Consider the following 13,328-nt stretch of genomic DNA (forward strand, 5'->3'; position numbering starts at 1 on the left):
AGACCTGATGGAACCGTTCGTCGGCAACGACTATCGCAAACGTGTGCTCGCCGCGGTCGAGAAACGCGGAGGCCCGAGCGAATCGGATTCGTTCGAACTGTATGACCTCCCGATCGAGGAGGCCGAGCGGCTCGACGACGCCGCGGTGGCCGCCCGACTCGACGAGGTGTGGGCCTTCTGGCAGAAGCAACGCGACCACCCGAAGTACCGAATCCTGGTGGCCCGGTTGGTTGCCGAACACGACGAGCGGTCGGCGCCGTTGCGGCACAAGACCGGTCGGATCGCCGAAGCTCGTGCGGTGAGCACCCGACGCGAACTGCGCGATCAGCAGCGATTCGAACTTCTCGACAACGCGATCGCGCGGCTCAACGAGCGCTACGGCGGAATCCCGAGATCCAAGCGCGCCGGGCTGGACGAGATCGGCGCCATGGGCGGCCTCGATCCGGCCGAGATCGCCACCCGACTGCGGCGTCACCGCATCGTCGACGACGCCCCGCCCGCGTCGGCCGAACCCGCGCCGCCGCGGGTGTCCTTGTCGGCGCAGCAACGCGGTCAGATCGCCGACTTGCTCGCCGAGTTCGACCGACTCCGCGACGGCGATCCCACCCCGACGCTCCTGACCCTGCTACACCTCGACACCGACGCCGCCGCCGATCGCGGCGTCATCGAGTCGCGGGCCGTCGCGCTCAACGAACGAGCCCGTGAGCTCGCCGCCGGCCGCTTCCGCGCGGTCCTCGACGAGCTGCTGGTCCACGTTCACGACGTCCTGCTCTCCGATCCCGTGCTGGCGCAGGAGTATCGGCAATCGGTCGTCGACGCCGTGACCGACCATCTCCGACCACGGGTCCGGGCCGCGGTCCTGGTCGAGGACGAACTGGGTGCGCAGGACCATGAGTTCCTGCTCGACGAGGCCCGCGCCCGCGGACTCGGCACACGCGATGCGCGCACCGTGATCGCCGGACTCGCCGCCGAATTCGGAGCAGCCGTGAGCCCACCGGCCGGGCCGTCGGCCGGCCCCCCGCCGTCGGCCGAGCCACCCACGCCGCCGAAGCGGTTGTGGGAGAACGATCTCCGCGCCGCCCGCGCCGCCTTGCGCGACGGCCTGCCCGTCCGGGCGCGCGCGGCCATCGCCGATGCGCGTGCCGGAGCCGGCGACGATGCCGCGGCGCTCCGGCAGATCGCGGCGGTCGCCGACGAGGTCGAACGGGTCATCGCGCAGGCGGTGGCGGACTCCCGCCGGGCCCGGGACCTCGCGGACGAGATGCGCCACGTCGCGGCGCTCGAACTGCTGGAGGACGTGTTCCGGCGAGCCCGGGACATCGACCGTCTTCCCGACTCGGGCGGGTCGCTCCAGGCCCGCCTCGAGGCGTCGCGAGACATCGTCGCCCAGGCGGGCGAGATCGCGCGGTCGGCATCCGCGAGCAACCCGGCGAGCCTCACCGCCGCTGCCGAGATGCGACGTCGGATCACCGATCACGAGGGCCTCAACTCGGCGGCAACGGTGCTGACCGTGGAGCCGCCGCGCAACGTCCGGTTCGTCGCCGAGAGTGGTGCGATCACCGTCTCCTGGGATCCGTCCGCGACGGAGTCGGTGACCTACCGCGTGGTGCGGATCGGATTCGACGGGTCGACCCGGACGCTCGGCCGCACCGCGGGGACCGAACTCTCCGACGGCAGTCGGCCCGACCCGGTGCCGCCGGTGTACGAGGTCACCGCCGTGCTGGCCGGAAACCAGTCCGCCCCCGCCCGCTCCGACGCCACCCCCGTCCCGGCCGCCCCCGCCCCGGCGACCACAGCGCCGCAGCCGCCGGCGACCCCCCATCCCGACGAGCCGCCGCCGATCACCGCGGTCCGCGTCGACGTCGACACCGTGCGCTTCGAGTGGCCGGCCGGTGTCACCGAAGCGATGGTGGTCATTCGGGCGGATGCCGCTCCGGAACACCCCGCCGACCCGGCGGCGGTCGCGTCGAAGATCACCAACACCCGGTACCAGATCGACGACGGCTACCCGATCCCCGCGAACGTCCCACGTCCGTGCCATGTCGCCGTTGCCAGCTGCCGCCGGAATCCGCAGGGGCAGCTCGACGTCGCATCGAGTTTCGGTCCGTCCGCGCGGGCTCACGCCCCGGCAACGGACATCGGCCGCTGACGATGGTCCACTACGCTGGGCGCCAACACCTGCGGCGAGTGTGTTTTCGCCGTCCGATCATCGCACCCGACGACGATGTCACCACGACGAGATGAGGAACCGAGATGGGGATCGACTACACGAAGCGTCCGAAGGCCCAGCCGCCGCAGCCGCCCGCCCAACCCCCGGCCGCTCCCGCGGGTTACGGCCAGCAACCGCCCACCCCCGCGGGCTACGGTCAGCAGCCGCCCGCGCCGCCGGTCTCGCTGTCGAAGATCACCCTCACGAAGTCGGCGCCGAGCATCTCGCTGAGCAAGCAGGGTGCGACCTCCGGTCAGGTGCGTGTCAATCTGAGCTGGACGTCGAACTCCAAGGGCGGCGGTCTCTTCCGCAAGACGCAGGGTATCGACCTCGACCTCGCCTGCCTGTGGGAGTTCACCGACGGGAGCAAGGGCATCGTGCAGGCCCTGGGCAACTCGTTCCGGGCGCCCCGTGACGGACAGCCGATCATCTACCTCGACGGCGACGACCGGTCGGGTTCCGGCGGCGAGAACATGTACATCGACCTCTCCGCGACCGACCGGATCCGCCGGATCCTGATCTTCGCCTACATCTACGAGGGCACCCCGAACTGGGCCGGCGCCAACGGCGTCGTCACCCTGTTCCCGGCCAACGGCCCGGAGATCGAGGTCCGGCTCGACGAGGCGGATCAGTCGGCGATCTCGTGCGCGATCGCGTTGTTCGAGAACCGTGGTGGCGAGCTGGTTCTCAACCGCGAGGTGCGATACATCCGCGGGGCACAGGACAAGGTCGACGAGGCGTACGGCTGGGGCATGAACTGGCGCGGAGCGCGCAAGTAGTGGCCGACTCCACCGTGCCCGACACCGCCCTGACCGGCTTCGTCGCCGGCCTCGCCGACGGGTCGCTCCGCGTCGTCGATCTGACGACTCCGTTGAGTGCGGCGACGCCCGCGCTGCGACTGCCTGCCCCGTTCGCGAACCTGATCGACTTCAGTCTCGAAGAGGTCAGCGCCTACAACGAGCCGGGGCCGTACTGGCGGCACAACAACATCCACACCGGCGAGCACATCGGCACCCATCTCGACGCACCGATCCACTGGATCAGCGGACGCGACGGGGATGACGTCTCGCAGATCCCGGTGCAGCGGCTGATCGGCCCGGCGGCCGTCCTCGACCTGACCGACGAGGTCGCCGACGACCCGGATCATCTCCTGAGCGTCGCCGAGGTCGAGGCCTGGGAGACCGAACACGGTCGCCTCACCGCCGGCACCTGGTTGCTGTTGCGGACCGGTTGGGAGTCGCGGGGCGGCTCCGAAGCCGAGTTCCTCAACGCCGACGACACCGGGTCGCACACCCCCGGGGTGTCGGTGCAGTGCGCGCAGTGGCTGGCCACCGAGCGCGAGATCACCGGCCTCGGCGTCGAGACCGTCGGCGTCGACGCAGGTCTCGCGGGCGGTTTCGATCCCGCGTTCCCGGTGCACTACCACTTCCTGGGCAACGACAAGTACGGGCTGACCTCGCTGCGCAACCTCGGCTCGCTCCCGCCGACCGGCGCGGTGATCGTCGTGAGTCCGTTGCCGATCGTCGGCGGCACGGGCAGTCCGTCGCGCGTGCTGGCGATCGTCGAGAGTTGATGGCGGCACCCGGCCGCTACGGCCCGACGGTCGCCGACGTCGCGGGCCGCGTTCTCGCCGATCTCGGCGTCGGCCATGCCTTCGGTGTGGTCGGCAGCGGGAACTTCGTGCTGACCAACGCCCTTCGGGCCGGCGGTGTCTCGTTCACCGCCGCCCGCCACGAGGGCGGCGCGGCCAGCATGGCCGACGCCTATGCGCGGATGTCGGGACGGGTGGGCGTGCTGTCGGTGCACCAGGGCTGTGGGCTCACCAACGCGATGACCGGCATCGCCGAGGCCGCCAAGAGCCGCACGCCGATGATCGTGCTCACCGCCGATGCACCCGCGTCGGCGTTGCGGTCGAACTTCCGCATCGACCAGGAGGCGCTCGCCGCGAGCGTCGGCGCCGTGAACGACCGCGTCTACGGACCGGGCACGGTGGTGGCGGATGTGACCCGCGCTTTCCGCACCGCGGTCACCCAGCGCCGGACGGTCGTTCTGCACGTCGCGATCGACATCGCCGCCGCCGCAGCGGGTTTCGAGGGACCTGTCGAGCTCTCCGTCGAACCGCCGCGGCCGCGTCCCGACACCCGGTCGGCGGCCCGCCTCGCCGATGCGATCCGCGGTGCGCGGCGTCCCGTCTTCGTCGCGGGCCGAGGGGCGCGCTCCGCCGGTCCCGAAATCGCGGCCCTGGCCGAGGCCGCCGGTGCGCTGGTGGCGACGTCGGCGGTCGCGAACGGCCTGTTCGCGGGAAACCCGTTCTCGTTGGGCATCTCCGGCGGCTTCTCCTCCCCCACCACCGCCGAGCTGATCGCCGACGCCGACCTCATCGTCGGATGGGGTTGCGCCCTGAACATGTGGACGATGCGGCACGGCCGACTCATCGGCACGGACACGACCGTGGTGCAGGTCGACGTCGACATCGACGCCATCGGCGCGCATCGCCCGATCGACCTCGGGGTGGTCGGCGACTGCGGTGCAACGGCGACGGATGTGCACACGATCCTCGCGGCCGATGGCGGCCCCACCGGTTATCGCACCGAGGAAGTCAGGGAACGGATCTCGGTGTCATCGAGGTGGCAGGACGTCCCCGTCACCGGCGAGGTGACCGCCGGCCGGGTCGATCCGAGGGCACTGACCATCGCGCTCGACGAGATCTTGCCCGCCGACCGCGTCGTCTCCATCGACTCCGGCAACTTCATGGGTTATCCGTCGACGCATCTGTCCGTGCCAGACGAGTTCGGCTTCTGTTTCACTCAGGCCTTCCAGTCGATCGGGCTGGGCCTCGGGACGGCCATCGGCGCGGCGTTCGCGCAACCGGACAGGGTCCCGGTCCTCGGCACCGGCGACGGCGGATTCCTCATGGCCATAGCCGAACTGGAGACCGCCGTACGTCTGGCACTGCCGCTGGTCGTGATCGTCTACAACGACTCCGCCTACGGGGCCGAGGTGCACCACTTCGGCGACGCCGACATGACGACGGTGACGTTCCCTGAGGTCGACATCGCCGCGATCGCCCGTGGACACGGCGCGACGGGCGTGACGGTCACCGGCCTCGACGACCTCGACGAGGTACGGGACTGGGTCGTCTCGCTGCCCTCACCCGAACCTTCCGGGCCTCTCGTCATCGACGCCAAGATCACCGACGACGGCGGCGCCTGGTGGCTCGCGGAGGCCTTTGCCGGGCACTGACCCCGCCGGGATCGCCTCACACTGTGGAGTTGTCAAAGGTCGTGTGGCGCCGGGGTGTCGACGCCGGAGGGTCTGGTCTGCGCGGGGCAGTTATACGAGGGCGTCGTCGAGTCGCATGGTGCGTCGGTTGTAAGCGGGTCGGGGCAGGCGTCGGGGGTCGATGTCGGCGGGTGGGATCAACCACGGGTGCCGGTCGGGACCCATCACCACCTGCCAGCCGTGATGATGAACCTGGGTGTGACAGCGTTGGCACAACAGGCACCCGTTGTCCAGATCTGTGGGACCACCATCGACCCAATGGACCAAGTGGTGAACTTGCGTATGCGCTGCTGGCGCACCGCATTTCACACAACACCGATCGCGCACGATGATCGCCTGCCGCAGATGGTGCGGGAACAGGCGTTTCGTGGTGCCCATTTGTAGCGGCACGCCTTCGTCGTCGAGGACGATCTCGGCCACCCCACCATCACACGACAGCCGTCTTGTCGTCGACTCCGAGACCGCCCCCATCCACGGCAGCCGTGCCGGATCAGCGCCGTCGGCGGGGATGGTCACCATCAGTTGGGTGCGGGGTGCGCCGGCGGTGGTCATCGCCGCGCCGATCGCGGCTTGATCCAACAGCAACTCCAGCGCATCGGCGCGTCGCTCGGCCGCACCGCGACGATCGGCAGCGCCGTCGGGTTCGGGACGCGGACAGGACCGTTCGTCGATCATGGACACGAACTTCTCTCCGATCACCGCGGTCACATCTCCGGCGATCGCGACCCGCCCGTCTTCGGTGATCCTGGTGTGCACGGTGTTCAGCGACGCGTCATCGGCCGCCGGCACGGTGCTGGGATCGGTGTCGGCGACCCGCTGGGCGATCCCGCGGGCGTGGTCGTCGATCTCGGTCGGGGTGGCGCCGGAGAATGCCTGCGCAAGCAACTCGCTCTCATATCCGCTGCGCTCGTCGTCGAACAGCGGTGACGCGGATCGCTTGTTCACCAGGGTGATTCCACGGATCACCGCGTCGACACACTCGGCAGACAGATAGCCTTCGGCAGCACAGTCGGCGACCTTCGCCACCGACTCCAGCCCGCCGGCGATCCGCACATAGCGGTACGCGGCCGCGGGGGGCATGCCCATCTCGATCAGTGAGTTCCGTGTGGTCGACCCCGCCCGCGCTGCCGCACCCGTGGCGTCGAAAAGTGCTGTATGTACGGCGATCTGGTGATCGAGCACGTTACGCAGCATCCGCAGCTCGTCGAGCCGCTCGTGCAGAGCACGGCCACTGCCGTCGTCGGGTGGCTGTTGCAGTGAGATGAGGGTGTCGCGTAGTTCGGTGATCGAGGGCATGACACCAAGCTACTCGCAATCACGTTCGACGACGAGATTTCTCCACAGCCCTCGTTGTCATCGAATCCTGTTGCACCGCAGTCGCTGTCACTCACGTCTCAGCGGTGAACGGTGATGAACTGTGGTGAACAAAAACCCCACCAGTCACATAGGGTCAGCGTCTGCGACCCAACAACCACCGTGGTAGAGCTCAGACGAACTGCTTCAGCGAGCCGGCCCGACCTCGCACTGCATCCGGCTCCGACCGATGAACTCGAACTCGACGGATGCACTTCGATCGAAGTCCATCGGTCGAGTTGAGGTCCATCAGCCGGGGGTGCTCGGCGGACCCTGCGTGACGCGCCCTCCGCAAGCTCCGGCCACTCCTCAGGGAACGGGCGTGACGCACACTCCGGGCAATCCTCAGTATCCGAGGCCTGGCGACCCGTCGTGGAGACGAAAGAACTCCGCTCCCTGAGGAGGCCGGAGCTTGCGGAGGCCGTCACGAAGGGTCCTGGCGAGATGCGTCGCCAACCCTTCGAGGCTCGTCGCTATCGCTCCTCGCGCCTAAGGGAGCAGAGGGAAGGCATCGCCGGCGCTCCTCGCGCCTCAGGGAGCAGAGGGAAGGCATCGCCGGCGCTCCTCGCACCTCAGGGACCAATGGTCATGTCGTTCTTCGGATCTGGGAGCAGGGTTGACGCACCCTCCCTCAGCGCCGCCCGATGATCAGCCGTCCCAGGATCCCGACGGCGAACATCGCGACGCCCACGCCGCCGACGATCAGTGCGACCCGGGTGACGTCGTCGTAGGCGCCGTCGATGATGAGCTCGGCGACCTGGCGGCCCGAGCGCTCTGCGCCGGCCACCTCCTGCTTGGCGCGGTCGGCGAAGAACAGGCCCATGGCCCAGGTCGAGACGCCGGCTGCAAGCACGCCGAGCCCGAGCCACGCGAAGACGGTTCCGCGTCGTCGGGCGATCAGCAGCGCGAGCACGGCTGCGATCACGGCCACCGCCGCCGAGCCCCAGGCGAGCAGCGTGATCTGGCTACCCACCTCCGCGTACCGGCCCGCCTCGAGGCCCGAGGAGCCGTTGGTCAACTCGACGACCACCGGCCCCTGGATCGCGTTGCCACCGGTCAGGTTCAGGGAGCGGTTGATCATGTTCGTGATGTCGAGTTGCATCACCGAGGTGTCCGAACCGGGCGCCGGCTCCTCGAACAGGAACGCGTGCTGCTGGCCGACGACATCGGCGAAGTCCTGCTGGAACTGTTCAGTCTCGGTGTAGCGGCCCGCCAGCGGCCGCACCAGGACGCCGGCGATCGGCAGGTCTGTCCGCGCGGTCGCCTGCGCGGCGATCTCATCTGCGAGGTAGTCCTTGACCTGCTGGTTCTCGGCCATCGGCGCGACCGTGGCGACGAACCCCGCCTGGTCGACGATGCGTTGATCCAGCCAGAAAGACGGTACGGCGAGAACGGTCGCCGCGATCGCGACAAGTGTCAACAGGGCACTCAGGAAGCTACGCACAGCCACGAGGCTACCGAGCCGGGGAACTACTCCCCGATCACATCCGCGGCGCGGCCGACGATCAGCGGGTCGGGCGTGCCCACGAAGGACTCGTTCTTGCCGTCGTAGTCGAAGAGACTCAGCACGTGACGCATGGCGTTGATGCGCGCCCGCTTCTTGTCGTTGGACTTCACCACCGTCCAGGGTGCGTGGTCGGTGTCGGTGGTGGCGAACATCGCCTCTTTCGCCTCGGTGTAGGCATCCCACTTGTCCAGCGACGCCAGGTCCATGGGCGACAGCTTCCACTGGCGCACCGGGTCGATCTGACGGATCGCGAACCGGGTCCGCTGCTCGAGCGGGGTGACCGAGAACCAGAACTTGACCAGGTTGATCCCGTCGTCGACGAGCATCTTCTCGAACGCCGGGACCTGGGCGACGAACTGCGTGTACTGCTGCGGACTGCAGAACCCCATGACCCGTTCGACGCCGGCGCGGTTGTACCAGGAGCGATCGAAGAACACCATCTCCCCGCCGGCGGGCAGGTGCTGCACATACCGCTGGAAGTACCACTCGGTGGCCTCGCGTTCGCTGGGCTTCTCCAGGGCGATCGTGCGTGCGCCGCGCGGGTTGAGGTGCTCGTTGAATCGTTTGATGGTGCCGCCCTTGCCCGCCGCGTCTCGGCCCTCGAAGACCAGCAGATGCCGCTGCCCGGTCTGCTTGGACCACTTCTGCAGCTTCAGCAGTTCGATCTGCAGCCGCCGCTTGGTGACCTCGTACTCGCGGCGGCTCATGCGCTCCTCGTACGGGTAGTCCTCGCGCCAGGTGTCGACGACATTCCGTTCGGGCAGGGTCAGCAGGACCGGATCGTCGTCATCGTCGTCGTTGACCGTGAAGTGCGTGGTGTCGTGGAGGTCGACGAGTTGCTGAAGTGCTTCGCGGCCGTTGAGCACGCTGAAGTCGGGGCCGATCTGTGTCTCGGGATCGTGGAGGTCGGTCACTCCACAACGATAGGTCGAAGCGGCGAACGACGCCCGACGCTCCGGTGAACTACCGTCGCGCCGGGCGTGTTCTGTCTCTCAGGTGTCGTGAGGTGGAGCCGCTCAGTTCCGCAGGTCGATCGAACCGGCGTGCAGACATGCCTTACCGGTGCTGGTGTCGAACGCGGTCGCGAAACCGCCACTGCAGCGGGCACCTTCGGGACCGGCGTAGGCCTCGCCGCCCCAGCCGCCGATCGCCACCGTCGTACCGCCGCGACGCGCCTGCGCGACGGACAGCGCGCTCGGGCCGGTCGTGACCGAATAGGCGTTGCCCCGGCTGTTGGCGCCGGCGAGCGCCGTCGAACCGGGCTGCAGGTTGTAGGCCGCGGCGTTGCCGCCGTTGTCCGAGACCGAGACCGCGGTGCCCCGACCGCTGTATTCGTCGGCACTCGCGCGACTGCCGACTCCGGCCTTGGCGCCGCAACCGCTGCGCCCCTCGACACGCTCGACCTGATGACCGTTCGACACCGAGCAACGCGTGTCCGCCGCGGCGACCCCTTCGCCCGACAACCCGGCGAAACCAACACATCCGGCGAGCCCCGCCGCCAGGACCAGGCCGCGAACGGCAAACTTCTTGATTCTCAACTGCTTTGGCCTCCATAGCTCGGGCGCCCGGTAAGGAACGCCCTCAGCGTACAGGGGCCGGCGCCGTGGAGGAGACGATCGACTCGTCACGTCCCGGTCACGATCGTCCTCAGGCCGCCGCGCGCTTCTCCACTTCCGCGGTGAGTCCCTTGCGCGCGGTGTCCACGGCCATCTTCTGGGCGCGTTTCACGATGAGTCCGGGCAGCTTGATCTTCAGCTCGACGGCCAGGTCGAAGCGGACATGGGCACCCTTGTCGGATTCGGTGACGGTGTACTTGCCGTGCTGCTCGCTCAACTGATTCGACTCGATGAGGTGCCATTCGCACGAGTTCTCGGTCCATTCATAGGTGCAGGTCTGCTCGTCGGAGATACCCGCGGCGGTGACGACCATCCGCACCTTCTGCGGCGTGCCGTCGTCGTAGCTGGACAGGATCTCGGCTTCCTTGTGCGGGCCCGACCAGTCCGGTAGGGACTCGATGTCCATGAGCACTTCCATCACCACCGAGACCGGGGCGGCGACGTCGAATTCGATGTTCGCTGAGACAGCCATGCGCTGAACCTACCGCGCGCCCGTTCCGCCTATGCAACGAACTGTCGAGGCTGTGTCGAGCCGCGACGGAGTCGCCCTGGATTGCCGAGTCGGAGTCGCCCTGGATCGAACCGTTCAGCTCTCGCGGTCGACCAGGTTGACCGGCCACGCCTCGTCCGGGATGTCACGCAACGAGCACGCCTGGTCGACGGCGGTGAACCAGCCGCGGAAGTGCATGATCTCGCCGATGACCGGGTTGCGGACGGTCGCGTCGCAGCGGAATCGATCCCGTTTCTCGTCCCACCCCTCGATGTACTTCATCTGAGCGGTGAACAGCCCCTTCATCCCGACCTTGGGTCCGCGTCCGAGCCAGCGCATCGGTCCGCTCTCGAGCAGCAGTTCGCCGGATCGCGTCACCGACGGTTCGATCGGATACAGGAACTCGGGGCCGTCGCCGAAATAGTCGACCAGGCCCGTGCGCCCGGCCACCAGCAGGGAGTTCAGCTTGCGCGGGCCGGTCGTGTACTGGAAGTTCCGCAGCACCGCGAGCGACTCGCGCCCCAGCTCGTCGGAGTAGCAGTAGTAACCCTGGGTGAACGGCACCATGCGACTGGTCTTCGAGGGCAGCGCATTGCGCTTGGCGTAATGCCACAGGGCGGGCGGCGGCAGCGCCGAGGACACGTAGACCGACTCGTAGATCCCGCTACAGACCTGCGCGACACCGGAAGTCGAGTCGATGCCGTAGCGCCATGCGACGTTGGGATGCAGACGGTCGAAGTCCGAACCCAGCGCATGCCGGAAGACCGGCGTCATGGCGCAACCTCCCCGAGCTCACCCACCGATTCGAGCCCGCCCCGCCGATGAACGGATGCAGGCCAGACGCCACCACGGCGGTGACGACATGGTGAACCTACTAACGGAGCACACCTGTGTCCAACGTCTCGCCCCGGATCAGACCCGATCGACGGCCGCGTCGCACAGGCTCGCCAGTTCGGCGATGACGCGGTCGAGGGGTTCGACGCTGCGCCGTGTCTGGCACAGTCCGACCGCTCCCTCGACCGCCGCGATGATGAGGTTGGCCAGTGAGTCGGCACGGTCGCTGTCGACGCCGTCGACCACCAGCCGCGCGGTGACCAGGTCGGCCCAGCGCTGCAGGATCTCGGCGGATGCGTCCGCCACCGCGGGTTCGCTGCGGCGGGCGAGTCCGCCGGCCAGCACGGGGCAGCCGAACTGGAAGTCGGTGTTGACCAGCAGTCGCCGCCACACCCCGCCGATCTCGCGCACCGTGTCGGCCGGGGTCATCGTGGTCGGACGCCCGATGCGTTCGGCGATGAACTCACCGGCGTACCGGACGGCTTCGGTCATCAGTTGGGTCTTACCGCCCGGGAAATGGTGGTAGATCGATCCCCGTGGTGCGGAACTCGCCGAGATCACGTCGCCGATGGAGGTCGCGGCGACCCCGTCGCGGCCGATCAGATCGGCCGCGTGCACGACCATGCGTTCGCGGGGGCCGCGGTCGTCCGCGCCGGTGATCACGGACTCGGCGGGATGTGACGCCATGCAGCAACAACTCCTATGCCGACCCTCATACAACCGATGTCGTGGCCAGCATACATAGCATCGGCCGAGGTCATCCCGTATGCGGCGCGGCCTCGCCGATATGCAGACCTTCATAACCACGGCGGAGTATGCAACCATGCATAGTCATGACGACCACGACTGACGCACCCACCGACCCCACCGCCATGTCCGGACTCGAGCTGCTGCGAGCCTGGCAGGTGGGCGGCGCGGGCTCCGACCGTCCGAGCATCGGCCGCCTCCTGGGCATGGTGCCCAAGCAGATCGACGAGGGCGCGGTCACCTTCGCCGTGACTCCGCAGCCCGACTTCGCCAACCCTCTCGGCACCGTTCACGGCGGTATCTGCGCCACGCTGCTGGACTCGGTGATGGGGTGCGCCGTCCACACCACCCTGCCCGCCGGGGTCGGCTACACGACGCTGGAGCTGAAGGTGAACTACATCCGCTCGGTCGCCGTGGACGCCGGGGAGCTGACCGGCGTGGGTACCGTCATCCACGTCGGCCGCACCACCGCGACCGCCGAGGGCAAAGTGTTCTCCGCCGACGGCAAGCTCGTCGCCCACGGGACCACCACCTGCATCGTGTTCAGGTAGCCGGATCCAAGTCCGGCTGCATCAGCTGGCGAAGAGCCGAGGCGACATCTGTGCATGTCGCATGCCGAACAGCTCGAGCGCGAAGCTGCTGGAGCTCAGCGCGTCGAGCGGAGCCCGCTCGACGTCGGCGGCAAGGTCGACGAGAGCGGGTGTCGCCGCGACCAGTGCACGCTGTGCGCCCAGCGAACCGAGCCTGCCGAGACGTACGCACGCGCTGAACGCGGATGCCATCGACGAACGCAGCGTCCCCAGGGTCGCGATGCGCCGGTCGATCCCGAGTCCCGCCTGGACCACGGCTTCGACGACGGCCAGATTGCCCGGTGCATTCGCCGACGACACCGCGCGAAGGTAATCCGCGCGAGCACAGTCCGGCACTCCGCAGATCATCCCGACACGAGCTGCGGTGTCGGCGAGCTGACGCCCCGGCTTGAGCGACGCGTCTCGCGCGTTCTCCGAGGTCTTGTAGCTGAGCAACTCCCGATCGAGGCCCGTGAGCATCGCGAGATCGTCACTCGCCCAAGCGTGGACACCGACAACCGCATCGAGTGTCGCGACCGAGGTCGCCACGTAATCCACGACGAGCTCGACGATCTGATCGGGCCCGGCGTCGGGAAACGCACGCAGCCAGCTCTCGATGCCGTTGCTGTGGACCAGACGGCCCGCGGGAAAAGCGCTGTCGTGCAGGTTCAGCCAGCCGACGGCCGCCGCGAAGGAATCGGGCACAGAGCAATCGGACACA

13 protein-coding genes are annotated in these 13,328 nt (G+C 68.4%); 5 read left to right on the forward strand and 8 right to left on the reverse strand.

What is annotated here, in order from left to right; translation table 11 throughout:
- Positions 1-7: 7 nt before the first annotated feature.
- The 4 genes from KB201_RS09740 (at position 8) to KB201_RS09755 (ending at position 5,452) form a co-directional block, all read left to right on the forward strand.
- Positions 8-2,149, forward strand: coding sequence for an Ig-like domain repeat protein (locus KB201_RS09740; RefSeq protein WP_211539089.1), 2,142 nt, complete (start codon positions 8-10; stop codon positions 2,147-2,149).
- A 104-nt stretch (positions 2,150-2,253) separates the two neighbouring features.
- Positions 2,254-2,988, forward strand: a complete 735-nt coding sequence (locus KB201_RS09745; RefSeq protein WP_211539091.1) for a tellurium resistance protein — start codon at positions 2,254-2,256, stop codon at positions 2,986-2,988.
- Between the two features lie 14 nt (positions 2,989-3,002).
- On the forward strand, positions 3,003-3,782 hold the full coding sequence (locus KB201_RS09750; protein WP_211539148.1) for a cyclase family protein: 780 nt from the start codon (positions 3,003-3,005) through the stop codon (positions 3,780-3,782).
- Positions 3,782-5,452 (forward strand): thiamine pyrophosphate-binding protein, encoded by a 1,671-nt coding sequence (locus KB201_RS09755; RefSeq protein WP_211539093.1) that lies wholly within the window; start codon positions 3,782-3,784, stop codon positions 5,450-5,452. Before KB201_RS09750 ends, KB201_RS09755 begins: the two co-directional genes overlap by 1 nt.
- Before the next feature lie 90 nt (positions 5,453-5,542).
- Here the strand turns inward: KB201_RS09755 and KB201_RS09760 are convergent, their stop codons facing one another.
- The 7 genes from KB201_RS09760 to KB201_RS09790 form a co-directional block, all read right to left on the reverse strand.
- Positions 5,543-6,787 carry an HNH endonuclease signature motif containing protein gene (locus KB201_RS09760; protein WP_058251297.1) on the reverse strand — a complete coding sequence of 415 codons (1,245 nt, stop codon included), beginning with the start codon at positions 6,785-6,787 and terminating at the stop codon, positions 5,543-5,545.
- A 688-nt stretch (positions 6,788-7,475) separates the two neighbouring features.
- Positions 7,476-8,288 carry a hypothetical protein gene (locus tag KB201_RS09765; protein WP_211539095.1) on the reverse strand — a complete coding sequence of 271 codons (813 nt, stop codon included), beginning with the start codon at positions 8,286-8,288 and terminating at the stop codon, positions 7,476-7,478.
- A 26-nt stretch (positions 8,289-8,314) separates the two neighbouring features.
- A complete protein-coding gene (ppk2, locus tag KB201_RS09770) occupies positions 8,315-9,265 on the reverse strand; it encodes a polyphosphate kinase 2 (RefSeq protein ID WP_058251299.1) in 951 nt (316 codons plus the stop codon).
- 102 nt (positions 9,266-9,367) lie between these two features.
- The gene (locus KB201_RS09775; RefSeq protein WP_058251300.1) at positions 9,368-9,889 is read right to left on the reverse strand and encodes a DUF6764 family protein; all 522 of its coding nucleotides are present in this window, start codon (positions 9,887-9,889) and stop codon (positions 9,368-9,370) included.
- 109 nt (positions 9,890-9,998) lie between these two features.
- Entirely contained in the window at positions 9,999-10,439 is a 441-nt protein-coding gene (locus KB201_RS09780) for an SRPBCC family protein (protein WP_211539096.1), read from the reverse strand.
- 114 nt (positions 10,440-10,553) lie between these two features.
- Positions 10,554-11,231 carry a DUF4166 domain-containing protein gene (locus tag KB201_RS09785; protein ID WP_058251302.1) on the reverse strand — a complete coding sequence of 226 codons (678 nt, stop codon included), beginning with the start codon at positions 11,229-11,231 and terminating at the stop codon, positions 10,554-10,556.
- A gap of 138 nt (positions 11,232-11,369) precedes the next feature.
- Positions 11,370-11,978, reverse strand: coding sequence for a TetR/AcrR family transcriptional regulator (locus tag KB201_RS09790; protein WP_058251303.1), 609 nt, complete (start codon positions 11,976-11,978; stop codon positions 11,370-11,372).
- Between the two features lie 128 nt (positions 11,979-12,106).
- On the opposite strand from KB201_RS09790, the gene KB201_RS09795 reads away from it, so the two are divergent.
- Entirely contained in the window at positions 12,107-12,589 is a 483-nt protein-coding gene (locus tag KB201_RS09795) for a PaaI family thioesterase (RefSeq protein ID WP_211539098.1), read from the forward strand.
- Between the two features lie 21 nt (positions 12,590-12,610).
- Here KB201_RS09795 and KB201_RS09800 read toward each other — a convergent pair whose 3' ends face one another.
- Positions 12,611-13,312, reverse strand: a complete 702-nt coding sequence (locus KB201_RS09800) for an urease accessory protein UreF (protein ID WP_265968908.1) — start codon at positions 13,310-13,312, stop codon at positions 12,611-12,613.
- Positions 13,313-13,328 lie beyond the last annotated feature (16 nt).

It is taken from the genome of Gordonia sp. SCSIO 19800, from assembly GCF_018132775.1.
Classification (GTDB): Bacteria; Actinomycetota; Actinomycetes; order Mycobacteriales; family Mycobacteriaceae; genus Gordonia; species Gordonia hongkongensis.

Coding starts and splice junctions, on each gene's coding strand:
- KB201_RS09745 (WP_211539091.1), top strand. CDS start 2,254: ATGGGGATCGACTACACGAAGCGTCCGAAGGCCCAGCCGCCGCAGCCG.
- KB201_RS09790 (WP_058251303.1), bottom strand. CDS start 11,978: ATGGCGTCACATCCCGCCGAGTCCGTGATCACCGGCGCGGACGACCGC.
- KB201_RS09795 (WP_211539098.1), top strand. CDS start 12,107: ATGCAACCATGCATAGTCATGACGACCACGACTGACGCACCCACCGAC.
- KB201_RS09780 (WP_211539096.1), bottom strand. CDS start 10,439: ATGGCTGTCTCAGCGAACATCGAATTCGACGTCGCCGCCCCGGTCTCG.
- KB201_RS09785 (WP_058251302.1), bottom strand. CDS start 11,231: ATGACGCCGGTCTTCCGGCATGCGCTGGGTTCGGACTTCGACCGTCTG.
- KB201_RS09760 (WP_058251297.1), bottom strand. CDS start 6,787: ATGCCCTCGATCACCGAACTACGCGACACCCTCATCTCACTGCAACAG.
- KB201_RS09740 (WP_211539089.1), top strand. CDS start 8: ATGGAACCGTTCGTCGGCAACGACTATCGCAAACGTGTGCTCGCCGCG.
- KB201_RS09755 (WP_211539093.1), top strand. CDS start 3,782: ATGGCGGCACCCGGCCGCTACGGCCCGACGGTCGCCGACGTCGCGGGC.